The organism is Actinosynnema sp. NPDC020468 (assembly GCF_040642015.1).
Classification (GTDB): Bacteria; Actinomycetota; Actinomycetes; order Mycobacteriales; family Pseudonocardiaceae; genus Actinosynnema.
Genome location: NZ_JBFAEO010000053.1, coordinates 1 through 26,509, shown reverse-complemented (window position 1 = coordinate 26,509; position 26,509 = coordinate 1). Strand labels below are relative to the sequence as shown.

The window sequence follows — 26,509 nt, the reverse complement described above, 5'->3', positions numbered from 1 at the left end:
CCGTCCGGCAGGAGAAGTCGATCACCGGCATAGTGGGTGCATGGCGATCGCACGGTGGAACGGCGAGATCATCGCCGAGAGCGAACAGACCGAAGTCGTGGAGGGGAACCACTACTTCCCCCTGGAGTCGGTGCACGCGCAGTACCTGCGCCCGTCCGACACCACGTCGGTGTGCCCGTGGAAGGGCACCGCGAACTACTACTCCCTGCACGTGAACGGCCAGGAGAACCCCGACGCCGTCTGGTACTACGCGGAACCCAAGGACGCGGCGGCGAACATCAAGGGCCACGTGGCGTTCTGGAACGGCGTCGAGGTCAGTCCCTAGCGCAACGCGGCCGCGAGCTCCCGGAAGGCCTCCGGCGAGTGCTTCCCGTCGGCGCCGATCACCTGGATCCCCACGTGGTCGGCGCCGGCGTCGCGGTGCTCGCGCACCCGCGCGGCGGCCTGCTCGACCGTGCCCCAGGCGACGAGCGAGTCCACCAGCCGGTCGCTGCCGCCGTCGGCGAAGTCCTCGTCGGTGAACCCGTCGCGCCGCCAGTTCGCCAGGTAGTTCGACAGGCCCAGGTACAGCTCCAGCGCCTTGCGCCCCCGCGCCCGCGCGACCTCCGGGTCGGTCTCCAGCACCACGTGCTGCTCCGGCGCCAGCAGCACACCCGAGCCCACCGTCTCCCGCGCCCACGCCGTGTACCGCGGCGTCACCAGGTACGGGTGCGCGACGCTGGTGCGCGCGGCGGCCAGCCTCAGCACCCGCGGCCCGAGCGCGGCCAGCGCCAACCGGTCCCGCGGCACGTCGAGCTCGTCCAGGTAGTGCACGAGCTTGCGGTAGGGGCTGTGATAGGTCTCACCGAGCGTCTCCCGGTGCCCGGCGCCGATGCCGACCAGGAACCGGTCGGTCCACGCCAGTTCGCGGTACCCGTCGTTGACGTCCTCGGCCGAGGTCGTCCACACGTTGATGATCCCGGTCGCGATGGTCAGCTTGGACGTGGCGTCCAACAGCCCCGCCACCGTCGGCAGCACGCTGCGGTCCGGCGAACCGCCGAGCCACAACGTGCCGAAGCCCAACTCCTCCAGCTCGGCGACCGCCTCGCCGTCACCCGCGCCCCACTGCGCCGACAGGCTCCACACACCGAACTCGCCCAGTTGCACCGACACTTCGACCCTCCTCGAAATCCACGTCACCCGTCCCAACCGGCACGCGCCGGGATTTAGTCCGCGAGGAAGATCGTTCGACGTCAGCGCGGGTGCCCGACTAGCTTCGACCCATGACGAAACTGGGAACGAGCGACCTCGACGTGTCGCGCCTCGCGCTCGGCGGCAACGTGTTCGGCTGGACCGCCGACGAGGCCGCCTCCTTCGCCGTGCTCGACGCGTACACCGAGGCCGGCGGCAACTTCGTGGACACCGCCGACTCGTACTCGGCGTGGATCGACGGGCACGTCGGCGGCGAGTCCGAAACCGTCATCGGCGCGTGGCTCCAGCGGCGCGGCAGGCGGGACGACGTGGTGCTGGCGACCAAGGTCGGCATGCTCCCCGGCCGGGACAACCTGCGTCCGGAGACCATCGAGGAGCAGGCCGAGGGCTCGCTGCGCCGGCTCGGCGTCGAGCACATCGACCTCTACTACGCGCACCGCGACGACGAGGGCACGCCGCAGGAGGAGACGCTGGCCGCGTTCGACCGGCTGGTGAAGGCGGGCAAGGTCCGCCACGTCGCCGCGTCGAACTTCACCGCGCCCCGCCTCGCGTCGGCGCTGGAGACCTCCGCCCGCGAGGGCCTGGTCTCCTACGTGGCTTTGCAGCAGCAGTACAACCTGGTGGAGCGCGACTACGAGGGCGAACTCGCGTCCGTGGTCGAGGGCGCGGGCCTGTCCTCGGCGCCGTACTTCGGCCTGGCCAGGGGCTTCCTGACCGGCAAGTACCGCCCGGGCGTCGAGGTGGACAGCCCGCGCGCGGGCGCCGCGTCGCGCTACCTGGACGACCGCGGCCTGCGCGTGCTCGCCGCGCTGGACGAGGTCGCGGCCGCGCACGACGTGCCCGTCGCCGCCGTCTCGCTGGCCTGGCTCGCCGCCCGCCCGACGGTCGCCGCGCCGATCGCCTCGGCAAGGTCGACCGCGCAGTTGGCCGACCTGCTGCCCGCGCTGGGGCTGGAGCTGAAGGCCGAGGAGGTCGACCTGCTGACCCGCGCCGGCGAAGCTTAACTCTCCAGTAGCTTACTGGCGGTAAGTTGCGTTACGGTGACCTCCTGGCGAACCGGGTTCGAGGAGGTCACCGTGGACGTTGCGGGCAAGGTCGTGCTGGTCACTGGGGCGGCGAGGGGCATCGGCGCCGAGGTCGCGCGCCGGCTCGCGGCCCGCGGCGCCAAGGTCGCGCTGGTCGGCCTGGAGGGCGAGCAGCTGCGCGAGGTGGCGGCGGAGTGCGGCGGCCGCGCGTGGGAGGCGGACGTCACCGACTGGGACGCCCTGAAGACCGCCGTCGACGGCGTGGTCGACCACTACGGCGGCCTGGACGTGGTGGTGGCCAACGCGGGCATCGCGGCCACCGGCTTCGTCCGCTCGATCGACCCGGCCGCGTTCGAGCGGGTGATCGAGGTGAACCTGCTCGGCGTGTGGCGGACCGTGCGGACGTGCCTGCCGCACCTGATCGCGTCCCGCGGGTACTGCCTCGTGGTGTCGTCGCTGGCGGCCATCGTGCACATCCCGGGCAACGCGGCCTACTCGGCGGCGAAGGCGGGTTGCGAGGCGTTCGCGGACAGCCTGCGCGCCGAGGTGCGCCACCTGGGCGTCGGCGTGGGCGTCGCGTACTTCTCGTGGATCTCCACGGACATGGTGGACAGCGCCGACCGGCACCCCGTGTTCGGCCCGCTGCGCAGCGGCATGCCGGGCCTGGCGTCGAAGAAGTACCCGGTGTCCGCCGTGGGCAAGGCCGTGGTCCGCGGCGTCGAGAAGCGCGCGCGGACCGTGCACGTCCCGCGCTGGGTCGGCGCCCTGAAGCTCTTCCGCGCCTTCACCCCGCGCGTGGTCGACACCCAGGCCGCGAAGTCCGTCCCGGCCGCCGACCGCGCCATGGCCACCGCCGACCCGACCACGTCGAGCCTGGTCGGACCGGGCGGCGAGGCGGCCAGGAAGGGCTAGTCGCGGGGCAGCCAGGTCCCCATGACGGTCTTCCACTCGTGAACCCGGGTCTCGGCCACGACGCCGGCGGGCGTGTAGGGGTCGTCGGCGAAGATCTTCTCCAGGTCGCCCTCGCCGTCGACCTCGAACACGAGCAGCGCGCCGGTGTCGTCCACCCACGGCCCGGAGAGCACCAGCACACCCCGTTCGACCAGGGTCGCCAGGTACTCCCGGTGCGCGGGCCGAACGGCCAACCGGGTCGCCTCGTCGTCACCGAAAACCAACTCGACCGCGTACCGAGCCATCGAACACCCCTTCACGAAGTCCAACGCCGCGCCGAAGCTACCCGGTCACGGGGTACGGTCTTTTCCGTGGTCGGTCCGGATCAGAACAACGGCGGCATCGCGCGTGTCCAGGACACGCTCACGAACCTGCGCATCCAGGACAGCGCTCCCCCGGCCCCCACGGGCCCGCTGACCCTGGAAGACCTCTACCGCCAACACCGCATGCGCCTGGTCCGCCTGGCCCTGCTCCTGGTGGACGAGCCCGCGACCGCGGAGGACGTGGTCCAGGAGGCCTTCACGGGCCTGTACCGGAACTGGTCGAACCTCCGCGACGCCCAGGCGGCAGTGGGCTACCTGCGCACCGCGGTCGTGAACGGTTCCCGCAGCGTCCTGAGGCGCCGCAAAACAGCCCGCGACTACACCCCGCCGCACGTAGCGAACGCGAGGTCGGCGGAAAGCCTGGCAATGCTGACCGCAGAGCACCAGGCAGTGGTCGCGGCCCTCTCCCAACTCCCACCAAGACAACGCGAAGTGCTGGTCCTGCGCTACTACGGCGACCTCTCGGAAGCCGAAATCGCAGAAGCAACAGGAATCTCCAAGGGCACGGTGAAAAGCACCGCAAGCCGAGCCCTGGACGCCCTACAAAAAATCATGGCAGCCCGCTGACCAGCAAGAACCAGTGCCGCCAGGCACACAGGCCAAGCCTGGCGTGTTCTCCCCGTATGGCCTGGGCGAAGCCCAACCGCATGTGTCAAGGGGGCACTCAAAGCGCTACCGCCGCCCAAACTCAAAAACTGCCCCCTTGACGCATGTGGTTGCCTCAGGCAGGCCATACGGGGAGAACACGCAACGCCCTTCCTCCCCGGAGGCCTGCCCGTCCGGCGAGGACACGCCCTAAACGCGGGCAATCCCCAAAACGACGCACCCCGACGTCACGCAACACCCCAAAACAACGCACCCCCGACGTCACGTAACACCCCGAACAACGCACCCCAGCGCCACGCGACTCTCCAGTACCACACCTAACCGATGGTGTCCACTGGACTACCGAGGGTGCACCACTGGACGACCCCCGAAGCCCCACTGGACGACTCCCGAAGCGAGAGCGCTCCCACACCCGCCCCACACCCCACCCACCCCCCGAATCCCACACCCGCACCCCCCCGAAACACCCCCCGAACCAGCCCGCAGACCGGGATAGGTGCAGACCTGGGAGGGGGAATCGGGCACTTGGTATAGACCAATGGAGGTCGGATGCCGCAGTATCGACCCTCGTGGCGCGCACAAGACACGTGATTGCCGTCGATGTCGGCGGAACGGAGACCAAGGCCGCTCTGGTCACCGGCACCTCGTCGCAGGTGCAGGCGGTGAAGCAGCAGCGGTGTCCCACGGTCCGGGACGCCGACGGCGTCGTAGGCCAGGTCGCAGGCCTGGTCGAAGAGTTGCGCGCGGCCACCGAACACCCGATCGACGCCGTGGGCCTGGTCGTACCCGGACTGGTCGACGAGGCGAACGGCATCGGGGTGTACTCGGCGAACCTCGGCTGGAAGGACTACCCGTTCGTCGCGAAGACGCAGGCCGCGACGAACCTGCGGACGGCGTTCGGCCACGACGTGCGAGCCGGCGGCCTGGCCGAGCACCGGCTCGGCAACGCGCGCGACCTGGACAACGCCGTCATCATGCCCATCGGCACGGGCATCGCCGCCGCCCTGCTGATCGACGGCCGCGTCCGCAACCTGCCCGGCGAGATCGGGCACGTGGAAGTCGGCCACGGCGACCCCTGTGGCTGCGGCCAGACGGGTTGTGTCGAGGCACGGGCCTCTTCCGCGGCCATCGCGCGCCGATACACCGAGCGGACCCTCCGCCCGGTGCAGGGCGCGGCGGAGGTCGCGAGGTTGGTCCGAGCGGGCGACGTGGACGCCGTCACGGTGTGGCACGAGGCGGTGGACGCACTGGCCAGGGGCATCCTGCTGGTCGCGGCACTCCTCGGTCCCGAGGCGGTCGTGCTCGGCGGCGGTCTGGCGTTGGCGGGCGACCTGCTCACCGACCCACTGCGGGACCGACTGGACGGGTTGATCACCTTCCAGCGGAGACCGGAATTGCGGCTGGCGGCGCTGGGTGACGAGGCCGGGTGCCTCGGTGCCGCGCTGCTGGCCATCGACATGCTGGAGGAGAGATGAGCACGTGGGGTGGACCCGTGGACGTGACCCTGACCGGTGGTCGGGTCGTCACGCCCGAGGGGGTGCTCGCGCGGGGTTGGGTCGCGGTGCGCGACGGCCGGATCGTGGCCGTCGGCGAGGGGACACCACCTGACGGGCCGACGACCGACATCGGCGACGGCTGGGTGGTGCCCGGCTTCGTCGACATCCACTGCCACGGCGGCGGCGGCGAGGCGTTCACGAGCGCCGACCCGGACCGCGTGCGCAAGGCCGCGAACGCGCACCGCAAGCACGGCACCACGACGATGTTGGCGAGCCTGGTGTCCCGGCCGATCCCGGAGCTGGCGAACCAGGTGGGCGCGCTGACCGAGCTGGTCCAGGACGGCGTGGTCGCGGGCATCCACCTGGAGGGCCCGTTCCTGTCGGCCGCCAGGTGCGGCGCGCACGACCCGGCGATCCTGACCCCGCCGGACCCGGCGTCGATCAACCTGCTGCTGAAGGCGGGTCACGGCACGATCCGGATGATCACCGTCGCACCGGAGTTGGAGCACGGTGTCGACGCGGTGCGCCAGTTGGTCGACAACGATGTCTTGGCCGCGATCGGCCACACGGACGCCACCGAGGCGCAGATCCGTCCGGCGATCGAGGCCGGCGCGACCGTCGCGACGCACCTGTTCAACGGCATGCGCCCGCTGCACCACCGCGAGCCGGGCCCGATCGGCGCGCTGCTGGACGACGAGCGGGTCACCGTGGAGCTGATCTGCGACCTGGTGCACCTGCACCCGACCGCGGTGCGGCTGGCGGCCAGGCACGCGGGCGTGAACCGCACCGTCCTCGTCACCGACGCGATCGCGGCGGCCGGCGTGGGCGACGGGGTCTACGACGTGGGCGGCCTGGAGGTGCGCGTGGTGGACGGCGTCCCGACGCTCGCGGGCGGCGCGTCGCTGGCCGGCAGCACGCTGACCATGGACGCGGCGTTCCGCAACGCGGTCACCTCGTGCGGCCTCACGGTCGAGGAGGCGGTGGTGGCGACGTCCACCCGTCCCGCGCACCTGCTGGGCCTGGAGGGCGAAACCGGCGAGCTGAGGGCCGGTCTGGCCGCGGACCTCGTGGTGCTCGACGCCGAGCTCAAGCCCCGCGAGGTGATGAGCCGGGGTGCCTGGGTGAAAGACTGACGCTCGTGGCCGACGAGCAGGAGAAGCTGGTGGCGAACGCACTGCGGGCGCAGGCCACCAGCTCCAACCTCACGCCCGTGGAACCCGCGCGCGTTCCGGACGAACCGGGCATGGGCGCGGGGTGGGTGCTGATGCTCGCCGTGCTGCTCGGACTGGCCGCCGGCACGGTCGTCGCGGTCATGACGCTGCGGTAGGACCTGTACCGTTGTCCCGGTGACGGTCGCGCTCACCTCCACGGTTGCCCTCGGTCCGGACTGGCTGAACCCGGAAAAACTCCTCCAGGGCCTCGGTCCGTACATGCTGATCGGGCTGTGCTTCATCATCTTCGCGGAGTGCGGCCTGCTGGTCGGGTTCTTCCTCCCCGGCGACTCCCTGCTGTTCACCGCGGGCCTGTTCGTCGCGGCCACGCCGCCGCTGCTGGACTACCCGCTGTGGCTGGTGTGCCTGCTGCTGACGGCGTGCGCGTTCCTGGGCAACGTCGTCGGCTACTGGATCGGCCACCGGGCCGGACCGGCGCTGTTCTCCAAACCGGACTCCAAGATCTTCAAGCGGGAGTACGTCGACAAGACGCAGGCGTTCTTCGACAAGTACGGCGCCCGCGCGATCGTGATGGCCCGCTTCGTGCCGGTGGTGCGCACGTTCATCACCGCGATGGCCGGCGTCGGCCGGATGGACGCGAAGCGCTTCTTCACCTACTCCGCCATCGGCGGTGTCGGCTGGGCCGCGGGCCTGACGATCCTGGGCTACTTCCTGGGTCAGATCACGTTCGTCCGCACCAACATCGAGCTGATCCTGATCCTGATCGTGCTGGTGTCGGTGATCCCGATCGTCATCGAGGTCCTCAAGGCGCGCAAGGAGAAGAAGAACCTGCTGCGCCAGGAGGCCGACGACATCACCCAGCAGTTCCGGCGGATCGACTAGCTCCTCCGGCGCCGACCAACCGCCCGCAGGGAACACCTGCAACCGGAACGTCGCCCATAGCTCCCAGACTGCTGGACTCGGTGCGTGCGGGCGTCCAGCCCCCGCACACGCCCGACTGCCCCACAAGGACCTCCTCGCGCGTCTGCCGCCTCGAGCTGTTTCGTGCTTACCCGACCGTGCAATCCGCCTCGACCTCGCGCGAGATCCGGCGACATGATCAACTCGTTCACCGTGATGAGTGCCCAGGCGTGCGGCGAGGCCTACGGCATCGGGCGGCCTGTCGAACGGCGGGCACAGATGGGTCGAACCGCCCGGGCCCGCTCCGGCGGTGCTCCATCCACACAGGCTTCCGCCGGAGGCCTGTCAACCATGATCTGGACATGATCCCGTAGAGCACTTTGTCGGAACCTGGCCGTTGGAGTGCCCGTCGAGGTCGTACTCACCGGACTGGTGTCGTGTTTGCGCCTCGACAAGGAGGCATGAGGCGCACTCGGGCAGTGGGCCAGTGCGCTCGGCAGAGTCCTCGCCGTGGCGGGCACCTTGCACAGAAGGAGACCACGGACTCGGGCCCTCGCCGCCAGCCGCTCGTTGACGGTCCAGGCCCTTCGCAAGGAGCCTTCTTGCCACGAAGGTCCCGGCAGCACGTGGGCTGCCGGGACCTTCGTCGTCATGTGTCCCGCTCGGACGGTAGAGGTGGCACAAACCTCGCCGACCAGCTAGAATACCTGTGAGGCAAGCTTCAAAGAACACCATGACTTGATACGAAGCGCTTCCATGGGCATCCGGATACACAAACCGGACGTGCCTGTGGAAGCGCTTTGTTCGTTGAGCACCACCCTAGCATTCTTAGCGCGCTCGCGCAATCCACTCGACGTTGGATGGGAATCCTCGCCCCTAGGGCACGACAACCGGCGGCGCGGTTGATCCGAGGTCGGCAGGGAGTTGCGCGAGACGCCCCCGACGCCGACCCTGCGGTCGACACCACCACTCCCGCACATCTCTACCGCAGGACGTCGATGCTGGTAGATGCTTAGCCCGACCTTGCCCACTCGACGTACACCAAGTGGGCAAGTCCCCGTGATGACGACCGGGTCCGCATCATGAAGAAACTCTTCGAACATCGTGCGTGAACGAACTCTTCAACGAACAAGAACAAGATGGCCACCGACAACTTCCAGTAGGAAACCTTGATTTTCCAGCAGTAAACAGTTCCAGTTTGACTGGAAACTGTCAGCCGAAACTATCCGAAACACATAACCACAGGTCAAAACTCATGCAGTCCGCAACCACGGCAACCTGAGTAACACTCGACTACGACATCGCTGGTGGAGCGTCGCGAGCGACCATGACAGAACAGTGGTTCCACCGCGCCGAGCGTCGACTCTCACGCGGCCGCTGACGACAGGACGGCGGCACGCACTCCACGGACATCTCCGACCCTGCCCAGAGGTACGCCAGGAGTGCGTGCCACCGCGCTCGTTCCGGTGGTCGGCGCCGTCGCGCTCGTCCTCCCACCGGCGCACGGCCTCGACGGGCGGGCTGACATGCCGTCCTGCCGGCCCAGCCCTCCCGGAAACTGTTGAGCACGCCAACAGTCCGGCACGAGGGGACTCACCGGGCCCTCCGACGCCGACCAACCGCCCTGGCTCCGATCAGCGGTAGCCGCACCCTTCAGTGGTCTGTACCACTTGAGGGGTGCGCCTAGCCCTCGCCGCCCTCGCGGCCCTCCTGCTGGTACCGGCACCCGCCACCGCGGCACCGACACCGGCCAGGCCGAAGCCGGTCGTCGGCGCGTACTACGGCAACTGGTTCAGCTCCGCCAAGCCGATCTCCGCGATCCCGTCGGACACCCCGATCACGCACCTGTTCTACGCCTTCTCCACCATCGAGAACGGCCGGTGCGTGCTGAACGCCCCCACCGCGGCCAAGGACTTCGCCGACATCCGGGACCTCAAGCGCCGCAAGCCGTCCCTCAAGGCGCTCATCTCGGTCGGCGGCTGGGGCGCGGCCGGCTTCTCCGACGCCGCGCTGACCGCCGAGTCGCGCCGGACGTTCGTGAAGTCCTGTGTGGACCGCTTCCTGACCGACGGCGTGTTCGACGGCGTGGACGTGGACTGGGAGTTCCCGGTCTACGGCGGCCCGGCCGAGATCACCGACCGCCCGGAGGACCGGGCCAACGCGACCCTGCTGGTGCGCGAGTTCCGCCGCCAGGTCGGGAACCGCCTGGTCACCGCCGCGCTGCCCACCGGGAGGCTCCAGACCGACGGTTCCTACGACCCGGCGCGCAGCTTCGACCTGGCCGCCGTGGCGCGCGAACTCGACTTCGTCACCCTGATGACCTACGACCAGGGCACCGGTTTCTCCCCCGTCGCGACGTTCGACGCGCCGCTGCGCGAGGTCCGCGAGGACCCGATGCCCCGTGCCGACCGCCGCTGGAACAACGTGGCGGGCTCGGTCGAGTTCTACCTGCGGCACGGCGTGCCGGCGTCCAAGCTGGTGCTCGGGGTCCCGTTCTACGGCCGGGGTTTCGTGGTCCGCGAGGAGGGTCCGGACCACGGGCTCTACCAGCCGGCGGAGAGCGCGTTCTGGGTCGACGGCCGGGACGAGGTCGAGGCGCTGCGGGCCACGCCCGGCTGGCAGGAGTTCTGGCACCCGGTCGCGCGGACGCCGTGGCTGTACAACGCGGCCGAGCGGAAGTTCGTCAGCTTCGAGAACCCGCGCTCGATCCGGATCCGGGCGGACTTCGCGAAGGACCGGGGCCTGCGCGGCGCGTTCACGTGGGAACTGGGCCACGACGACGCGCGGCACTCGCTGCTCACCGCGATGGCAGCGCCATTTCACTAGGGAAACCCGACCCTGATCAGTGAGGATGTCGTGCGGGCACCCGAGGGACGGTGCCCGGATGATCAGGGGGCAAGTGCATGAGAACGTGGAAGCGTGCCGTCGGCACGCTCGTCGCGGCGTGCGCCGTGCTGGCGACGACCGCCGTACCGGCGGTCGCGGGGCAGGGCACGCCGCAGTGGGTGGAGAGCGCGTCGTGGGCCGGCACGGACCTGCGGACGCCGTTCAAGACGATCACCACCGGCGAGGACGTGCCGGTCGGCGCCTGGCAGGACGCCAAGGGCCTGCACGTGTCCAAGGCGTACTACACGATCGACCTGACCTCGTTGCGCGGCACCGCGGTGGTGTCCGCGTCCGGGTTCGCCCGCGAGACCGCGGTCACCGACTGCGCGCGGCCGAGGTCGACCGAGCTGTGGCTGACCGAGGACGCGACCGCGCCGACCTACGCGCACCAGCCGCGTGAGCTGGCGCTGATCGGCGGCAGCCGCGCGACGCCGACGTGCGTGTGGCCGACCGTCGAGTTCGACCTCAAGGACACGATCACCAAGGCGCTGGCCGCCGGCCGCACGAAGATCACCGTCGCGCTGCGGATGTCCGGCGCGAAGCAGTGGGACCCGCGCTACGGCCGCCGCTTCGGCACCTCGTTCGGCGTGAGCGTGTGGGCCGACCACGCGCCCGACAAGCCGACCGCGCTGCGGCTCGGCCTCAACGGCACCGAGTGCGGCGGTGTCACCAACAACCCGACGCCCGACCTGATGGCCACCGTGTGGGACACCGACCACGACCAGCTGACCGCGACCGCGGTGCTGGACGGCACCCGGCAGCTGACCGCGACCGCCTCCTACGACCGGGTTTACGTCCCGGTACCGGCCGGCGTGCTCGGCGACGGCGAAACCCACACCTGGACCATCCGCACGAACGACGGCCGGCTCGACTCGCCGACCAGCGAGCCGTGCACGTTCGGCACCGACTTCACCGCGCCGGACCGCGGCCCGGTGGTCACCTCGACCGACTACGTGGACGCCGCGCCGGGCACCGGCGGCGGCGCGGTGCCGGGCACCTTCGCGTTCGAGCCCAACGGGGTCACCGACGTCGTCGCGTACACCTACTCCACCGGCTCCTCGACCGGTCGGGTCGAGGCCGGTCCGGACGGCCGGGCCACCGCCTCGATCCGCCCCGGCGGCGAGGGCCGGGTGCAGCTGATCGTGTGGAGCCACGACCGCGCGGACAACTCCTCCCCGCCCACCACCTACACCTTCCAGGTCGCCTCGACCAAGCCGGCGCTCGTCGTCACGCGCCCGTCGAAGTGGACCGTCCAGGTCGACGTGACCGGCGGCTCGCCGGTCGACCCGGTGGTCACCTGGAACTACCGGCTGGGCAGTTCGCTCCAGACCAAGCCGGTGCCGGCGGGCCCGGGCGGCGCGGCCCGGTTCACCCTCCCGGTCGAGCGCAACGGGGCGCTCATCATCCGGGTCAAGGGCACCACGGCGAGCGGCGGCACCGCGCCGGAAACCACGGCGATCGTCAACGTCCCGGGCACCACCTCGGTCACCAACGACGTGTACGCGGCCTACCACACCTCGGGCGGCGTCGGCGTGCCGAGCACCTTCACGGTGGACACGAACGTCGTCGGCACGACGAGGATCGCCTACCAGGACGGGGAAACCGGCGAGCTGACGACCGTCGACGCGGTCGACGGCGTGGCGAGCTTCCCGTACACGCCGACCACGGCGGGCGAGCACACCGTGCTGGTGCACCTGATCAGCGCGACCGGCGAGTCGCGCCTCGCCACGAACTACACCTTCACCGTCGGCTGAACATCGAGCCCGGATTGAACAGGCCCTCGGGGTCCAGCGCGTCCTTCACGGCGCGGTGGACCCCGAGCGCCACCGGTCCGATCTCCCGCTCCAGCCACTCCCGCTTGATCTTGCCGACGCCGTGCTCACCGGTGATCGTGCCGCCGAGTTCCAGGCCGAGCCCCAGGATCTCCTCGAACGCCCGCCGCGCCCGCGCGAACTCGTCCTCGGAGGCGGGGTCGTAGACGATCGTCGGGTGCATGTTGCCGTCGCCCGCGTGGCCGACGACCGCGATCGGCAGCCCGACCTCGGCCGAGATCCGCTCGCACCCGGTGATCAGCTCGGCGATCCGGGTCCGCGGCACGCACACGTCGTCGGTCAGCCAGGCGCCGAGCACCTCCAGCGCGGTCAGCACGGACCGGCGCGTGGTCAGCAGGTCGCGGCCCTCGGACACGTCGTCGGTGGTGTGCACCAACTCCGCGCCCGCCTCGGAGCACGCCCGCGCGACGGCGGCCAACTCCCGCCGCCCGGCCTCGCCGCCCGCGTCGGACTGGCAGATCAGCAGCGCCGCGCCCGCGCTCAGGTCGGTCTTGAGGTACTGCTCGACGGCCCGGATCGACGTCCGGTCCATGATCTCCATCAACGACGGCACGACGCCCTCGCGCACCACCCGGGTCACCGCCGCGCCCGCGTCCACCGTGGACGCGAAGGTGGCGACCAGGGTGGACGGCGCCTGGGGCAGCGGCCGCAACGCCAGGGTCGCCCGCGTGATCACGCCCAGGGTGCCCTCGCTGCCCACGAACAGCTTCGTGAGGTCGTAGCCGGCGACGCCCTTGACCGTGCGCCGACCGGTCCGCAGCAGCTCGCCGGACGCCAGCACGACGTCGACGCCCAGCACCGAGTCGGTGGTCACGCCGTACTTCACGCAGCACAGCCCGCCCGCGTTGGTGGCCAGGTTGCCGCCGATCGTGCACCAGTCGTAGCTCGACGGGTCCGGCGGGTAGAACAGCCCGTGCGCCTCCACGGCGGTGCGCAGGTCCAGGTTCACCACGCCCGGCTCGACCACCGCGAGCCGGTTCGCCGGATCGATCTCCAGGATGGCGTTCATCCTGGTCAGGACCAGGACCACGCACCCCTCGACGGCGTTGGCCGCGCCGGAGAGCCCGCTGCCCGCGCCGCGCGGCACGATCGGCACCCCGGCCGCCGCGCACGCCCGCACGACCTCCTGCACCTGCGCCGCGGTCGTCGGCAGGACCACCGCGAGCGGCGTCCCGCACGGTGCCAGCGGCATCATGTCGCGCCGGTAGGAGGCGGTGACGTCGACGTCGACCAGCACGGCCGGAGATCCGACCGCGGAGCGGAGTTGCGCGAGCAGGGACTCCATGACCCCAGCTAACCCGTGATCGGATCCGACGCCAAGCCTTCCTCAACCGTTAGCGCCGAGTCGCCCTGCGGACAACCACCCGCGACGTAGGCTGCACCCGTGGTGCTGTCCGCAACGACCGAAGCCGCCGGCTTCTTCTCGCTGGAAACCGCGGGCCCGATGGCCGTGTGGCTGATCACGCTCAGCTTCCTGTTCCTGGAGTGCGCGTTCATCTTCGGCCTGTTCCTGCCCGGTGACTCGCTGCTGTTCGCGGCGGGCGTGGTGCTGGCCTCGCACGGCGCGGAGCTGAGCGCGTGGCTGCTGTCGGCGACCGCCCTGGTGGTGGCCGTGGTCGGCAACCAGGTGGGTTACTACATCGGCCGCGGCACCGGGACGAGACTGCTCGCCCGACGCGGCGGCAAGGTCCTGAACAGGCGAAACCTGAACAAGGCCCGCGACTTCTTCGACCGCCGGGGCTTCTGGGCGATCGTGCTGGCGCGGTGGATCCCGTGGATCAGGACACTGGCGCCGATGATCGCCGGCGCGGCCCGGATGGAGTCGCGGCGGTTCATGCTCGCGACCACGCTGGGCGCGATCGCGTGGGTGCCGACGCTGGTGCTCGCGGGGTACTACGGTGCCGGTCTGCTGACCGCCGTACCGTGGTTGGAAACGGCGGCGGTGATCGTCAGCATCGCCTTCTTCGTCGGCGGCACCGGGTTCGGGTTGATCCGGTACCGGCAGGAGATGCGCAAGCCCGTCGAGGAAGAGGAAGAGGCCGATGTCCCGAGTTGAGCGGTTCGCCCTGGTGGCGGCGGCCTGTCTGACCCTGACCCTGACCGTGACCGCGTGCGGCTCGGCTTCGCCCACCTCCTCCACGCCCTCGACCACACCGTCGGCCGCGCGGACGACCGGGACGACCGGAGCGACCGACGCGCCGGCGACCACGCCCGGGGGCACGACCAAGTCCGGTGCGCCGACGTCGGCACCGGACAAGGCGCCCTCCGGCGGTCCGATCGCGATCGAGGCCGCGGGCGGTGCGGTGCGGAACGACTCCGGCGGCACCACGCAGTTCAGCTTCCGCAAGGCGGCCGACCTGACCGTGACGACGTCCACCAGCCCGGTCGCGCTCGCGCTGGAGCCGCTGACCGAGGGTCAGCAGCCCATCTCGTTCACCTCCGTCGGCGGCGACGGCTGGGACTGCGAGGTCGCGGCGACCACGGTCGGCTGCACCGGCTCGTCGGACCACCCGATCCAGGTCACCGTCACGGGCGAGGGCGGCGGCGGTTACGCGACGTTGTCCGTGAACGCCGGCGGGGACCAGTACCAGGTCAGGCTCAAGTACGACACGAGCACCTAGAGCACGCCCTCCACCACCAGGTCCGCGCTCTCGTACGACGCGTTCACCAGCACGGCGTTCGCGTGGTCCGAGCCGTGCAGCGCCCGCTCGCGGGCCTCCTCGGGCGACCGGCCGTAGCGCACGTGCCGGTCGACCAGCCTGGCCACCCGCACGTCCTCGTCCAGCAGCAGGAACCACGCCTCGTCCAGCACCGTGCGCACCCGCTCCCACTGCGCGAGCCGGGTCAGCAGGTAGTTGCCCTCGGTCACGACCAGCGGCACCTCGGGCGCGACGGGCACCGCGCACGCCACCGGCTCCTCGATCTCGCGGCGGAACTCGGGCGCGTACACCACGTCCGGACCGCACGCCTTGAGCCTGGCCAGCAGGTCCGCGTACCCCGACACGTCGAAGGTGTCCGGCGCGCCCTTGCGGTCGGCGATGCCCAGCCGGTCGAGCTCGCACTGCGCGAGGTGGAACCCGTCCATGCCGACGAGCGCGGCGTCCGGGCCGAGCGCGTCCACGAGCCGGCGCGCGAGCGTCGACTTGCCCGAGCCGGGCGCGCCGCCGATGCCCAGCACCCGGCGTTCACCGGTCTCGACCAGCCGGTGCGCGCGTTCGAGCAGGTCCTCGAACCTCATCGCCGCCACCGCTCCACCTCCTCGACCCAGTCCAGGGCGGTGTGCGCGACGCGGACCGCCGCCACCTCGTTCGCCCGGGCCACCGCTTCTTCCACGGCGAGGCCCTCGGCAAACGCGACGGCCAGCGCACCGTGCCACACGTCGCCCGCGCCGTTGGTGTCCCGTGCCTCGACGGGCCGCACCGGCACCCGTCCGGTTCGGGTTCCCGTCGACCAGGTGACCGGCCCGGCACCGTGCGTGCGGACGACCAGCGGCACGCCGCGCTCGTGCAGTCCGCGCGCGGTGAGCGGGTAGGACGCCGAGCACGCCGCCACGTCCACCAGCGGCAGCAGTTCGCCGTGCACGGGCTTCCAGCTGCCCGCGTCCAGCACCACGGGCACCGCGGCCCGCCGGGCGGCCTCGAGCGCCAGTTCCGGCAGGTGGCCGTCGACCAGCACCACGTCGGCCCGCGCGACGAGCGGCGCGAGGTCGAACCCGGTGTCGCGGAACGTCGCGGCGTTGCGGGACACCACGGTCCGCTCGCCGTCGCGCTCGCGCACCGCGACCATGCTGACCGCCGGTCCGCCCGGACCCGCGTCGTGCACCTCGACGCCGACGAGCCGCCGCCGGGCGAACTCGCCGAGGTCGTCGCCGAGCGCGGTCACCAGAACGGCCTCGTGCCCGAGCGCCGCCACCGCGCGGGAGGCGTTGGCGGCCGGTCCACCGGGTACCAGGTGGACATCCAGCGAGCGCACCTTCTCGCCGGGCGCGGGGAACTCGACCACCAGCTGGCTCACGTCGACGGTGGTCAGTCCGACGCAGAGCACCACCGCCACGCGGACGCACCTCCCAGCGGGTAGGGTCCGGACGCAATCGCTTGCGCAAGTCCGAACGGGGACGGCTCATGGTCACCATGAAGGAGGTCGCCCAGCTCGCGGGCGTCTCCATCACCACGGTCTCACACGTGATCAACGAGACCAGGGCGGTCGCGGGGGCCACCAGGGACCGCGTGCTGCAAGCGATCGAGGAGACCGGGTACACCGGCGACGCGATCGCCAGGTCGCTCGTCACCGGCGGCACGAAGTCGCTCGGGCTGGCCGTGTCGCTGGTGTCGCACCCGTACTTCGCCGAGCTGATCGCGGCCATCGAGGCCGAGGCGACCCGGGCCGGGTACTCGCTCGTGCTGATCGACACCCGCGGCGAGGCCGAGTCCGAGCAGGCGGCGGTGCGGATGCTGCGGTCGCGGCGGGTGGACGGGGTGCTGCTGACGCCGACGGCGGGGTCGGCCGCGCTGCCCGAGCTGCGCCGGCTCGGCGTGCCGACCGTGCTGGTGGACCGGCTGACCGTCGCGCAGGACACCGACCAGGTCGGCCCGGAGAACGTGCAGACCACGTCGACGCTGGTGCGGCACCTGGCCGAGCTGGGGCACCGGCGGATCGGGATGGTCACCGGCACGCCGGGGTTGGCCACCACCGACGAGCGGGTGCTCGGGTACCGGCTGGGCCTCGGTCGCGCCGGGTTGGCGTGGGACGAGTCGCTCGTGGCCGGTTCGGTGGAACCGTTGCTGGGTCGGGTGACCGGTGTCGTCGTCGGCGACCACCAGGTGCTGGCGAACGTGGTCCGCACGACGCGGGCGTCGGGCGTGCGGCTGGGCACGGACCTCGCGTTGGTGGCCTACGACGAGGTCGAGTGGGCCGAGCTGGTCGACCCGCCGCTGACCACGATGGCCCAGCCCGTCGAGGAGATCGGCCGCACCGCGGTGCGGCTGCTGCTGGACCGCATCGAGGACCCGACGCGGGCGCCGCAAACCATCCGGCTGGTGCCCGAGTTGCGGCACCGGTTGTCCTGCGGCTGTCACTAGAGTTGCTCAATTTTGCGGCTTCTTTCTCAGTAGGGTGAAGTCGTGCTGGTACCCGGAGTTGATTCGGTGACCTTCCGCGCCTTATCCGTCCCCCGATCGGTGGAACTGGCGGCCTCGTGCGGGATGTGGGCGGTCGAGTGGAGCAGCCGGGTGCACGTGCCGACGCACGACCTGGCCGCCGCGCGCGAGGCACGCGAGCGCTGTGCCGACGCCGGGTTGGCGGTGTCCGCCTACGGCTCGTCCCACCGGGTCGGGGTGAGCCCGCCCGCCGACTGGCCGCCCGTGCTGGCGACGGCGCGCGAGCTGGGCGCGCCGGAGATCCGGGCCACCGCGGGGGATTCCGGGTCCGCGTCGACCTCGCCCGCCCGGCGCGCCGAGGTGGTGGCGGCGGTGCGCGCGGCCGCCGAGGACGCCGGCCGGTTCGGCGTCCGGCTCTCCCTGGCGCGGCTGCCGGGCACGTTGACCGACACGCTGGAGTCGGCGGTGCTGCTGGCGGCCGAGGTGGGGCACGGTGCCGCGGTGCCGTGCTGGCGGTCGACCGGCGGGCAGCGCGCGGCGTCGGCGGTCGAGGAGGTGCGGGCGCTGCTGCCCCGGTTGACGGCCGCCTACGTGGGTTCGCGCGACCGGGACGGGCGGCGGTTGCCGGCGGCGGCGCGGGAGGACCTGTGGATGCCGGTGCTGCGCGAGCTGGCGCGCGACGGCGTCGAGCGGCACGTGGTGCTGGAGTCGGCGGCGGAGGACGTGCGCGCGGACGCGGCGGTGCTGCTGGGGTGGGTCAGCGCGGCGGCGTGAAGTCGTTGCGCTCCAACAGGGCCGCCGCTTCGAGCAGCATCCACCCGCCCAGTTGGACGGACAGGTCGCGCTCGGCGCTCGCCCGGGTCGGCCGCTGCGCCGGGTCCGTCCACTCCGGACCGAACAGCGGGCCGCTCACCACGATGGACCTGTTGGTCCACAAGGCTTCCGCGGACCGGAACACGAGGTCGGCGGCCAGCGCGGACGCGTCGCCGGGCAGGTGCAGGGCGGCCTGGGCGAGGTAGCGGGCCAGGATGCCGCCGAACAACCCGCCGTCGCCGCCGCCGTGACCGCGCAGCACGCCGTCGGTCGCCAGGTGCTTGTCGACGGCGTCCACGATGCGCGCGGCGCGGTCGGACCACACCGGGTCCTCCTCGACGCGGGCGATCTCGACGCACGCGCCCAGCACCACGCCCTGGCAGTAGGTGAAGAGGGTGCGCTCGACCTCGCGGACCCGGCCGTCGGGGTGCACGTGGAGGCCGTCGAACAGCAGACCCGTGTCGCCGTCGAGCAGGTTCGCCTCGATCCAGTCCACTGTGGACTCGGCGCGACCGAGGTCGGCCCGGTCGCCGGTGACCTCGGCGCGGCGGGCCAGGAAGATCGCGGCCGGGCCGTTCGCGGGCACGTTCTTGAAGTCGTCGTTCGTGCGCCACCAGATGCCGCCGCCCGCGTGGTCGGTCCAGCCGGCGCGGAGGTGGGCGGCGATCACGTCCAGGGCACGGGGTTTGGCGACGCCCTGGCGCGCGGCGCGCTGGAGGGCGAGGCCGAGCCAGGCGACGTCGTCGTAGTAGCGGTTGGTCCAGCCCAGCACGTTGCGCACCCGGATGCCGCGGACCAGCTTGCGCACCAACGCTTCCCGGCCCTTGGTCGGTGCGCGGAGGTGGGCGTCGAGCGCGCAGTCGAGCAGGTGCGCCTGCCACCAGTAGTTGAACCGGACGTGCGTCCGCGCGGCCAGGTCGACCGGCCAGTTCACCGCGCCGAGGGCGGTGCCCGGCACTCCCCACACCCGGCGCAGGTGGCGGGACCCGACCGCGCGTTCGGCGACCCCGGCGCGAGCGGCGAGGAGCTTGGACGTCGTCACGGTTCCAGCCTGCCCCATGAACCGATCAAGAAGCTCGCCGGAACAGCTCCCAGTGGTAGAGCCCCATGGCGACGCTCGTCGTGAGGTTGTAGCTGGACACCTTGTCCCGCATGGGAAGCGACACGACGAGATCCGCCCGCCCGCGCACCGCGGCCGACAACCCGTGCCGCTCGGACCCGAACGCCAGCACCGCGTCGTCCGAAATCCGCACCCCGCGCAGGTCCACCCCGCCGGCGTCGAACGCGATCACCGTCCCGCCGAGCCCCGCACCCGACCGCCCGACCCCGGCCACACCGCCCACACCCGGACCCCCGGCGCCCACGTCCGAACCGCCGGCGCCCGGACCGCCGACCTCGGCGACACTTCCCGCCCCGCCCCCGTCACCCGCGCCACCGCCCACGCCCGGCGCGCCGACCACGTCCGCCAGGTCCACCCGCCCGACCGGCAGCGCGAAGTGCAACCCGGCCGACCCGCGGATCACGGTGGGGTGCCAGGGATCCACGTCCCCCAGCGAGAACACCCCGCCCGCGCCGAGCCCGGCCGCGACCCGGATCACCGCGCCGAAGTTGCCCAGGTTCCGCGGGTTGTCCAGCAACACCACCGGCGAGGATCGTTCAACAATCCCCCTGTCGACAGGCCGCTCCACCCACCCGGCCACCCCGGTGTTGTTGGATCGTCCGACAATCCCCACGAACTCCCGGGCGTCGACCACCCGAGCCCGCTCCCGCAGCACGTCGACCAACTCGGGCGCGTGCGACCGGGCCAACCCCACCGCGGCGTCGAGGTCGACCACCACGAGACCCTCGACCACCGCCCCGAACCGGAGCGCGTGCTTGACCGGGTGGAACCCCTCCAACAACACCTTCACCGACCCATGATCCCCCGCGAGCCGGCCCGACCTAGCGCCGACCGCCGCACTCCACCACCCCGGCCGAGGCCGGCTGCCCCGCACGACGCCGCAGGTACAAGCCCGTCCACGAGGTCAGCACCGCCACCCCCACGAACAGCTGCACCACCCCGGCCGCCGACTCGGGGTAGAGCACCCCGTCGATGTAGGTGTCGATGAACCCGCCGGCGGCCAACGGCGGCAACCCGCCCGCCTCGCGGAACACGTTCTCGAGCCACGTCAGCGGACAGGACACCGGGAACAGGACGATCAGCAGCGCCCACCCCGCCATCACCAGGTGCGGGTACAGGACGCGGTGCCAGCGCCACGCCAGGAAACCGCCCACCACCAGGAACACCAGAACCCCGAAGTGCAGCACCATGACCAGCTCGGCGAGCGCGACCATCGGCGACCTCCCTGCGATCCAGGGTAAGCCGCACCCCCGAAACCCGCCCGCGAGAATTCAGCCCCTGGGCAGCGCCTGCCACGGCACCCGACCGGCCACGTCCAGCAGCAGGTCGGCGAGCTGACCGAGCGGCACCTGGAGCAACCCGCCGGGCACCGCCGCCGCCAGGTTGTGCTCGTCGAAGTCCAGTGCCACGCCCTGCGCGCGCGGGTCGTGCAGCAGCGCCTGGGCGAGCCCGGACCCGAGCAGGGCCGAGGCGAACGCGGGGTTCTTGCGGCGCACCTCGTACCGGCCGTCGAACACCGGGTCGCCGGTGGTCACGAACTGCTCGAACAGCCCCCACACGCTGTCCGTGCGCGGGCTGACGAGCACCCACGGCCCGGGCATCGGCCGCGGCACGACCACGACCGAGTAGGTCCGGTACTCGACGGTCACGACGTTGTCGGTGCGCAGCAACACCTCCACCGCGAGCACCGGCACGCCCCGCCACTGGCCGACGAGCTGGAACTTCACCCGCGACCGGTCGGCCTCGAGCATCCGGCCGATCTGCGGCACGCGTTCCTGGAAGCCCTGGTCGGGCCCGACGAACTGCCAGCCGAGCGACGCCTCCAGGGCGCGCATCCGCTGCTCCCACTCGGTGACGAACGCCGGGTTCGTCAACGGGTTGCGCTTGCGGCGCGACAACCCCACGGCGACGCCGACCCCGAGGATCCCCAGGACCACCACGAGCAGGAGCAGCGCGGACACGTCAGGCCAGGCCGAGGTCGGCGAGGTCCAGCAGGTAGCGGTAGGGCAGGCCCTCGGCCTCGATGACCTCGCGGGCGACCGTGCCGCGGTCCACGACGGTGGCGACGCCGACGACGGTCGCGCCCGCCTCGCGCAGCGCCTCGACGGCGGTCAGCACGCTGCCGCCGGTGGTGGAGGTGTCCTCGACGGCGAGCACCCGCTGCCCGGCGACCTCGATGCCCTCGATCCGGCGCTGCATGCCGTGCGCCTTGGTCGCCTTGCGCACCACGAACGCGTCCAGCACGTCGCCCGCGGCGGACGCGGCGTGCATCATCGCGCACGCGACCGGGTCGGCGCCCAGGGTCAACCCGCCGGCGGCCACGAAGTCCCAGTCGGCGGTGAGCTGGCGCAGCAGCCGGCCGATCAACGGCGCCGCCGCGTGGTGGAGGGTCGCCCTCCGCAGGTCGATGTAGTAGTCGGCCTCGGCGCCGGAGGACAACGTGACCTTGCCGTGCACCACGGCCAACTCGCTCACCAGCCGCGCCAGTTCACCCTTGGCCGCGGCGTCCAGAACCACTTCAGTTCGCACGGGTCCAAAGACTGTCACATGCCGCCGCACCCTCACAGGCGGCACGCGGTCAGGTCCGGCCGCGACCACCGGCCGCCCGGGACGACACGAACCGCAGCAGCGGTCGGGGGATCAGCCGGGACAGCGTCACGATCGCCTTGTACTGCGCGCCGGGCACCGACAGCGGCCGGCCCGCGCGCAGGTCCGCCAGGCAGTCGTGCACGACACGGTCGGCGTCCAGCCAGAGCACGTCGGGCGTGCCGGACATGTCGATCTCCGCGCGCTCGTGGAACTCGGTGCGCACGAAACCGGGGCACAGCGCGATCACCCGCACGCCGGTGCCGCGGGTCGCGGACGCCAGGCCCTCGGAGAACGACGTCACCCACGCCTTGTCGGCGCTGTAGGTCGAGCCGCGGCCGATCAGGAAACCGGCCACGCTGGACACGTTGACCACGTCGCCGCGCCCGCGCTCCACCATGCCCGGCAGCACGGCGCGGCTCAGCCGCAGCACGCTGGTCACGTTCACGTCCAGCTGGGACTGCAAGCGGGTCGGGTCGGCGGTGAAGAACTCGCCGGAGTTCGCGAACCCGGCGTTGTTGACCAGCACGTCCACCACGTTCGCGGCGAGGTGCGCCTCGACCGCCGCGCGCCCGGCCTCGGACGCCAGGTCGGCGGGCAGCACCTCGACGTGCACGCCGTAGCGCTCGGTGAGCTTGCGCGCGGTGTCCTCCAGGCGCTCGACCGTGCGGGCGACCAGCACCAGGTCGTTGCCCTCGGCGGCGAGCCTGCGGGCGAACGCGGCGCCGATGCCGGAGGTCGCGCCGGTGACGAGCGCGGTCGGTGGGGTCACGGCTTGCGCCCGAACTGCGGTCGGTGCACCTCGGCGCCCTCGGACTCGTCCTCGGCCGGGTCCGCGTCGAACGGGTCGAGCACGTCGGCCAGCTCGCCCAGGTCGCGCAGCAGCCGTTCCAGGCGCGCGGGCGTGGAGTTGGGGGGCGCGGCGGCGAGGACCCAGTCACCCTCGAGCCACACCACGGTCACGTCGCCGCCGATCTCCTCGGCCGCGTCGACCAGGTCGGGGGTGATCAGCTTGCGCGCGGCGGGCAGTTCGCTCACGAAGGCGTACCGCGAGCCGACCGGTCCGAGCAGGTCGGGCATCTGGTCGCGCTGGAACGGCACGCTTGGCAGCCACAGCTCGACCACCACCGGCAGGGCACGCCGGCAGCGCACGCCGACCAGCACCGAGTTGACCTTGCCGCCGGTCTCGTGGTCGAGCACGTAGACCTGCCGCCGGCCGTCCGCGGTGAACGTCGAGCCCGCCACCACGTCCTTGGCCACGCCGGTGCCGTAGTACGCGATCGCGCCGCTCTCCCACCGGGTGGGCAGCACGTGGTCGGTCTCCTCGAACTGCCAACCACGGAGAGCGGCCCATCTGCGCCGCTCCCGGTTACGCGCGGTTCGTTGCGCCCGGTCGGTGGCGAGCAGGGCGAACCCCGCGACGCCCGCAACCGCGGCGACGGTGAACCAGACCCACGCCGGTATGCCCACAGGGCGAGGGTAGCGGTCCCGTGGTCAAGAACGAAGATCACTACCGCCGTGGTTCACGTGAGCCGCCAAGCCGTTATGCGGACGAGGGGGAGCGCGGGCTCCCCCTCGTCGCACGTCAGGAGCGCCCGACGATCAGCCCGGACTGGTCGTCCAGGACGTCGACCCGGACCGTGTCGCCGTCGCGCACCTCACCGGCGAGCAGCTCCTTGGCCAGCTGGTCGCCGATCGCGGACTGGATCAGCCTGCGCAGCGGGCGGGCGCCGTAGAGCGGGTCGAACCCGTTCAGCGCGAGCCACTCGCGGGCGGCGGGCGTGACGTCGAGGACCAGCCGGCGCTGAGCCAGCCGTGCGGACAGGCGCCCGACCTGGATGTCCACGATGGAGGTCAGTTCCTCGGTGGCCAGCGCGTGGAACACCACGACGTCGTCCAGCCGGTTGAGGAACTCCGGCTTGAAGTGGCCGCGGACCACGGTGAGCACCGCGTCCTGCCGCTGCCGCTCGTCCAGGTTGGCGTCGGCGATGAGCTGCGAGCCCAGGTTCGAGGTCAGCACCAGGATCGTGTTGCGGAAGTCGACCGTGCGGCCCTGGCCGTCGGTGAGCCTGCCGTCGTCGAGCACCTGGAGCAGCACGTCGAAGACGTCCGGGTGGGCCTTCTCCACCTCGTCCAGCAGCACCACGCTGTAGGGGCGGCGGCGGACCGACTCGGTGAGCTGACCGCCCTGGTCGTAGCCGACGTACCCGGGCGGGGCGCCGACGAGCCTCGCCACCGAGTGCTTCTCGGAGTACTCGCTCATGTCGATCCGGATCATCGCCCGCTCGTCGTCGAACAGGAACTCCGCCAGCGCCTTGGCCAGCTCGGTCTTGCCGACGCCGGTCGGGCCGAGGAACAGGAAGCTGCCGGTCGGGCGGTCCGGGTCGGCGACACCGGCCCTGGTCCGGCGCACCGCGTCGGACACCACGCGCACCGCCTCGCCCTGGCCGACCACGCGCTGGGACAGCTCGTCCTCCATGCGCAGCAACTTGGCCGTCTCGCCCTCGAGCAGCCGGCCCGCGGGGATGCCGGTCCACGCGCTGACCACGTCCGCGACGTCGTCCGGGCCGACCTCCTCCTTGAGCATCACGGCGGCGTCCTGGGTGCTGCGGGTCGCGGCCTCCAGGTCCTTCTCCAGCGCCGGGATGCGGCCGTAGCGCAGTTCCGCGGCCCGGCCGAGGTCGCCGTCCCGCTCGGCCCGCTCGGACTCGCCGCGCAGCGTCTCCAGCTGCTCCTTGAGCTCGCGGACCTTCTCGATCGAGGTCTTCTCGTTCTGCCAGCGCGCGGTGAGCGCCGCCAACGTCTCGCGCTTCTCGGCCAGCTCGGCGCGCAGCGCGGCGAGCCGTTCGACCGACGCCGCGTCGGACTCCTTGGCCAGCGCCATCTCCTCGATCTCGAGCCGGCGCACGGCCCGTTCGACCTCGTCGATCTCGACGGGCCGGGAGTCGATCTCCATGCGCAGCCGGGACGCGGCCTCGTCCACCAGGTCGATCGCCTTGTCCGGCAGGAAGCGCGCGGTGATGTAGCGGTCGGACAGGGTGGCGGCGGCGACCAGGGCGGCGTCGGTGATCCGGACGCCGTGGTGCACCTCGTAGCGCTCCTTGAGGCCGCGCAGGATGCCGATGGTGTCCTCGGTCGACGGCTCGCCGACGAGGACCTGCTGGAACCGGCGTTCGAGGGCCGGGTCCTTCTCGATGTGCTCGCGGTACTCGTCCAGGGTCGTCGCGCCGACCATCCGCAGCTCGCCGCGGGCCAGCATGGGCTTGATCATGTTGCCCGCGTCCATGGCCGACTCGCCGGTCGCGCCGGCGCCGACGATGGTGTGCAGCTCGTCGATGAAGGTGATGACCTGGCCCGCGGAGTCGGTGATCTCCTTCAGCACGGCCTTGAGCCGCTCCTCGAACTCGCCGCGGTACTTGGCGCCCGCGACCATCGCGCCCAGGTCCAGCCCGACGACCCGCTTGCCGCGCAACGACTCCGGCACGTCGCCCGCGACGATGCGCTGGGCGAGGCCCTCCACGATGGCGGTCTTGCCGACGCCGGGTTCGCCGATCAGCACCGGGTTGTTCTTGGTGCGGCGGGACAGCACCTGCACGACGCGGCGGATCTCGGTGTTGCGACCGATGACCGGGTCGAGCTCGCCCTTGCGCGCGCGTTCGGTGAGGTCGACGCCGTACTTCTCCAGCGCCTTGAACGTGCCCTCGGGATCGGGACTGGTGATCCGCGCCGACCCGCGAACCTTCCCGAACGCCTCCTTCACCGCCTCGGCACCCGCCCCGTGCCGCTTGAGCAGGTCGGCGACCTGACCTCCGTGCTGCGCGAGACCGACCAGGAGGTGCTCGGTGGAGACGTACTCGTCGCCCATCTCGGTCGCGAGTTCCTGGGCGCGGGTCAGCACCTTCAGCGCGTCGCGCGAGAACTGCGGCGCGGACACCGAGTTGCCGGTGGCGGCGGGGAGGGCGCGGGCGAGCTGCTCGAGTTCCTTGCGCACCTGCGCGACGTCCGCGCCGACGGCCTCCAGCAGGGGCGCGGCGAGCCCGTCGCCCTGCGCGAGGAGGGCGCCGAGGAGGTGGACCGAACTGACGTCGGGATTCCCGGCAATGGTCGCCGCCTGCACCGCGGCGGACACCGCCTGCTGGGTCTTGGTGGTCGGGTTGAAAGCGTCCATTCCTCACCTCGGTTGGCGAACCAGCACTACACACGGCCGGAACACCGGCCACAGTACTCACAACGGCAGAAAAGTTGAGCCAGTTCCACTCAACCTCAAGCAGACGGCGTGACACGCCCCACTAACCCAACCACCCCCTCCCCCACCCCGCCTCCCACCCACGCGCCCCACTCCAGCCACCGCTGCGCGCGACTCCGCGACAAGCGCCCTCCGCAGCCCTGCTCCCCTAGGGCCAGCCGGCTGCACGGCCGGGTCGGGCGGCGGGTCGGGCGGCGGGTCGGGCGGCGGGTCGGGCGGCGGGTCGGGCGGCGGGTCGGGCGGCGGGTCGGGCGGCGGGTCGGGCG

At 71.8% G+C, this 26,509-nt stretch carries 28 protein-coding genes; 14 read left to right on the top strand and 14 right to left on the bottom strand.

The window, feature by feature from the left end:
- The first annotated feature begins 40 nt into the window (after positions 1-40).
- Complete coding sequence (locus AB0G50_RS29775; RefSeq protein WP_360115023.1) at positions 41-325, top strand: DUF427 domain-containing protein; 285 nt, start codon at positions 41-43, stop codon at positions 323-325.
- Here AB0G50_RS29775 and AB0G50_RS29770 read toward each other — a convergent pair.
- A complete protein-coding gene (locus AB0G50_RS29770; RefSeq protein ID WP_360115020.1) occupies positions 322-1,152 on the bottom strand; it encodes an LLM class F420-dependent oxidoreductase in 831 nt (276 codons plus the stop codon). The two genes, AB0G50_RS29775 and AB0G50_RS29770, sit on opposite strands and share 4 nt — an antisense overlap.
- 110 nt (positions 1,153-1,262) lie before the next feature.
- Here AB0G50_RS29770 and AB0G50_RS29765 point away from each other — a divergent pair, with 110 nt between their 5' ends.
- Together AB0G50_RS29765 and AB0G50_RS29760 are read left to right on the top strand one after the other, a co-directional pair.
- Positions 1,263-2,195, top strand: coding sequence for an aldo/keto reductase (locus AB0G50_RS29765; protein WP_360115017.1), 933 nt, complete (start codon positions 1,263-1,265; stop codon positions 2,193-2,195).
- Between the two features lie 36 nt (positions 2,196-2,231).
- Positions 2,232-3,128: an SDR family oxidoreductase gene (locus AB0G50_RS29760; protein ID WP_360115014.1), complete on the top strand. Its 897-nt coding sequence runs from the start codon at positions 2,232-2,234 to the stop codon at positions 3,126-3,128.
- On the opposite strand, the gene AB0G50_RS29755 is transcribed toward AB0G50_RS29760, so the two are convergent.
- Entirely contained in the window at positions 3,125-3,412 is a 288-nt protein-coding gene (locus tag AB0G50_RS29755; protein ID WP_360115011.1) for a YciI family protein, read from the bottom strand. The genes AB0G50_RS29760 and AB0G50_RS29755 overlap by 4 nt on opposite strands.
- 66 nt (positions 3,413-3,478) lie before the next feature.
- On the opposite strand from AB0G50_RS29755, the gene AB0G50_RS29750 reads away from it, so the two are divergent.
- The 7 genes from AB0G50_RS29750 to AB0G50_RS29720 all read left to right on the top strand — a co-directional run bounded on the left by AB0G50_RS29750 (position 3,479) and on the right by AB0G50_RS29720 (position 12,304).
- Positions 3,479-4,057, top strand: coding sequence for a SigE family RNA polymerase sigma factor (locus tag AB0G50_RS29750; protein ID WP_360115008.1), 579 nt, complete (start codon positions 3,479-3,481; stop codon positions 4,055-4,057).
- Between the two features lie 626 nt (positions 4,058-4,683).
- On the top strand, positions 4,684-5,571 hold the full coding sequence (locus AB0G50_RS29745) for an ROK family protein (protein WP_360115005.1): 888 nt from the start codon (positions 4,684-4,686) through the stop codon (positions 5,569-5,571).
- The gene (gene nagA / locus AB0G50_RS29740) at positions 5,568-6,725 is read left to right on the top strand and encodes an N-acetylglucosamine-6-phosphate deacetylase (protein WP_360115002.1); all 1,158 of its coding nucleotides are present in this window, start codon (positions 5,568-5,570) and stop codon (positions 6,723-6,725) included. The genes AB0G50_RS29745 and nagA overlap by 4 nt, the downstream gene beginning before the upstream one ends.
- A gap of 5 nt (positions 6,726-6,730) precedes the next feature.
- Positions 6,731-6,919 (top strand): hypothetical protein, encoded by a 189-nt coding sequence (locus AB0G50_RS29735; protein WP_360114999.1) that lies wholly within the window; start codon positions 6,731-6,733, stop codon positions 6,917-6,919.
- A 19-nt stretch (positions 6,920-6,938) separates the two neighbouring features.
- Positions 6,939-7,646, top strand: a complete 708-nt coding sequence (locus AB0G50_RS29730) for a VTT domain-containing protein (RefSeq protein ID WP_360114996.1) — start codon at positions 6,939-6,941, stop codon at positions 7,644-7,646.
- A gap of 1,695 nt (positions 7,647-9,341) precedes the next feature.
- Positions 9,342-10,490 (top strand): glycosyl hydrolase family 18 protein, encoded by a 1,149-nt coding sequence (locus AB0G50_RS29725; RefSeq protein WP_360114993.1) that lies wholly within the window; start codon positions 9,342-9,344, stop codon positions 10,488-10,490.
- A gap of 77 nt (positions 10,491-10,567) precedes the next feature.
- Positions 10,568-12,304, top strand: a complete 1,737-nt coding sequence (locus tag AB0G50_RS29720; protein ID WP_360114990.1) for a hypothetical protein — start codon at positions 10,568-10,570, stop codon at positions 12,302-12,304.
- Here the strand turns inward: AB0G50_RS29720 and AB0G50_RS29715 are convergent.
- Complete coding sequence (locus AB0G50_RS29715; protein WP_360114987.1) at positions 12,291-13,667, bottom strand: FAD-linked oxidase C-terminal domain-containing protein; 1,377 nt, start codon at positions 13,665-13,667, stop codon at positions 12,291-12,293. The genes AB0G50_RS29720 and AB0G50_RS29715 overlap by 14 nt on opposite strands.
- Positions 13,668-13,826: 159 nt before the next feature.
- On the opposite strand from AB0G50_RS29715, the gene AB0G50_RS29710 reads away from it, so the two are divergent.
- Both AB0G50_RS29710 and AB0G50_RS29705 read left to right on the top strand, forming a co-directional pair.
- Positions 13,827-14,438 (top strand): DedA family protein, encoded by a 612-nt coding sequence (locus AB0G50_RS29710; RefSeq protein ID WP_360115117.1) that lies wholly within the window; start codon positions 13,827-13,829, stop codon positions 14,436-14,438.
- Entirely contained in the window at positions 14,425-15,003 is a 579-nt protein-coding gene (locus tag AB0G50_RS29705; RefSeq protein WP_360114984.1) for a hypothetical protein, read from the top strand. The genes AB0G50_RS29710 and AB0G50_RS29705 overlap by 14 nt, the downstream gene beginning before the upstream one ends.
- On the opposite strand, the gene AB0G50_RS29700 is transcribed toward AB0G50_RS29705, so the two are convergent.
- Both AB0G50_RS29700 and AB0G50_RS29695 read right to left on the bottom strand, forming a co-directional pair.
- Positions 15,000-15,620, bottom strand: a complete 621-nt coding sequence (locus AB0G50_RS29700; RefSeq protein WP_360114981.1) for a nucleoside/nucleotide kinase family protein — start codon at positions 15,618-15,620, stop codon at positions 15,000-15,002. The two genes, AB0G50_RS29705 and AB0G50_RS29700, sit on opposite strands and share 4 nt — an antisense overlap.
- On the bottom strand, positions 15,617-16,426 hold the full coding sequence (locus AB0G50_RS29695; protein WP_360115114.1) for a PfkB family carbohydrate kinase: 810 nt from the start codon (positions 16,424-16,426) through the stop codon (positions 15,617-15,619). Before AB0G50_RS29695 ends, AB0G50_RS29700 begins: the two co-directional genes overlap by 4 nt.
- Before the next feature lie 77 nt (positions 16,427-16,503).
- On the opposite strand from AB0G50_RS29695, the gene AB0G50_RS29690 reads away from it, so the two are divergent.
- Positions 16,504-17,460 (top strand): LacI family DNA-binding transcriptional regulator, encoded by a 957-nt coding sequence (locus tag AB0G50_RS29690; RefSeq protein ID WP_360114978.1) that lies wholly within the window; start codon positions 16,504-16,506, stop codon positions 17,458-17,460.
- 42 nt (positions 17,461-17,502) lie between these two features.
- Positions 17,503-18,252, top strand: coding sequence for a TIM barrel protein (locus AB0G50_RS29685; protein ID WP_360114975.1), 750 nt, complete (start codon positions 17,503-17,505; stop codon positions 18,250-18,252).
- On the opposite strand, the gene AB0G50_RS29680 is transcribed toward AB0G50_RS29685, so the two are convergent.
- From AB0G50_RS29680 to AB0G50_RS29640, 9 genes are all read right to left on the bottom strand, one after another.
- Positions 18,236-19,333 carry a glycoside hydrolase family 76 protein gene (locus AB0G50_RS29680; RefSeq protein ID WP_360114972.1) on the bottom strand — a complete coding sequence of 366 codons (1,098 nt, stop codon included), beginning with the start codon at positions 19,331-19,333 and terminating at the stop codon, positions 18,236-18,238. The genes AB0G50_RS29685 and AB0G50_RS29680 overlap by 17 nt on opposite strands.
- A gap of 25 nt (positions 19,334-19,358) precedes the next feature.
- Positions 19,359-20,201: a TrmH family RNA methyltransferase gene (locus tag AB0G50_RS29675; RefSeq protein WP_360114969.1), complete on the bottom strand. Its 843-nt coding sequence runs from the start codon at positions 20,199-20,201 to the stop codon at positions 19,359-19,361.
- 31 nt (positions 20,202-20,232) lie between these two features.
- Positions 20,233-20,625: a DUF2784 domain-containing protein gene (locus AB0G50_RS29670; RefSeq protein WP_360114966.1), complete on the bottom strand. Its 393-nt coding sequence runs from the start codon at positions 20,623-20,625 to the stop codon at positions 20,233-20,235.
- A 57-nt stretch (positions 20,626-20,682) separates the two neighbouring features.
- Positions 20,683-21,372: a hypothetical protein gene (locus AB0G50_RS29665; RefSeq protein ID WP_360114963.1), complete on the bottom strand. Its 690-nt coding sequence runs from the start codon at positions 21,370-21,372 to the stop codon at positions 20,683-20,685.
- Between the two features lies 1 nt (position 21,373).
- Positions 21,374-21,928, bottom strand: coding sequence for an orotate phosphoribosyltransferase (gene pyrE, locus AB0G50_RS29660; protein WP_360115111.1), 555 nt, complete (start codon positions 21,926-21,928; stop codon positions 21,374-21,376).
- Between the two features lie 61 nt (positions 21,929-21,989).
- Entirely contained in the window at positions 21,990-22,769 is a 780-nt protein-coding gene (locus tag AB0G50_RS29655) for an SDR family oxidoreductase (RefSeq protein ID WP_360114960.1), read from the bottom strand.
- Positions 22,766-23,467 (bottom strand): hypothetical protein, encoded by a 702-nt coding sequence (locus AB0G50_RS29650; protein WP_360114957.1) that lies wholly within the window; start codon positions 23,465-23,467, stop codon positions 22,766-22,768. The genes AB0G50_RS29655 and AB0G50_RS29650 overlap by 4 nt, the downstream gene beginning before the upstream one ends.
- A 115-nt stretch (positions 23,468-23,582) precedes the next feature.
- Positions 23,583-26,165, bottom strand: a complete 2,583-nt coding sequence (clpB, locus tag AB0G50_RS29645) for an ATP-dependent chaperone ClpB (protein ID WP_360114954.1) — start codon at positions 26,163-26,165, stop codon at positions 23,583-23,585.
- A 95-nt stretch (positions 26,166-26,260) separates the two neighbouring features.
- Positions 26,261-26,509: PT domain-containing protein (locus tag AB0G50_RS29640; RefSeq protein WP_360114951.1), on the bottom strand; the 249-nt coding region annotated here is incomplete at its 5' end.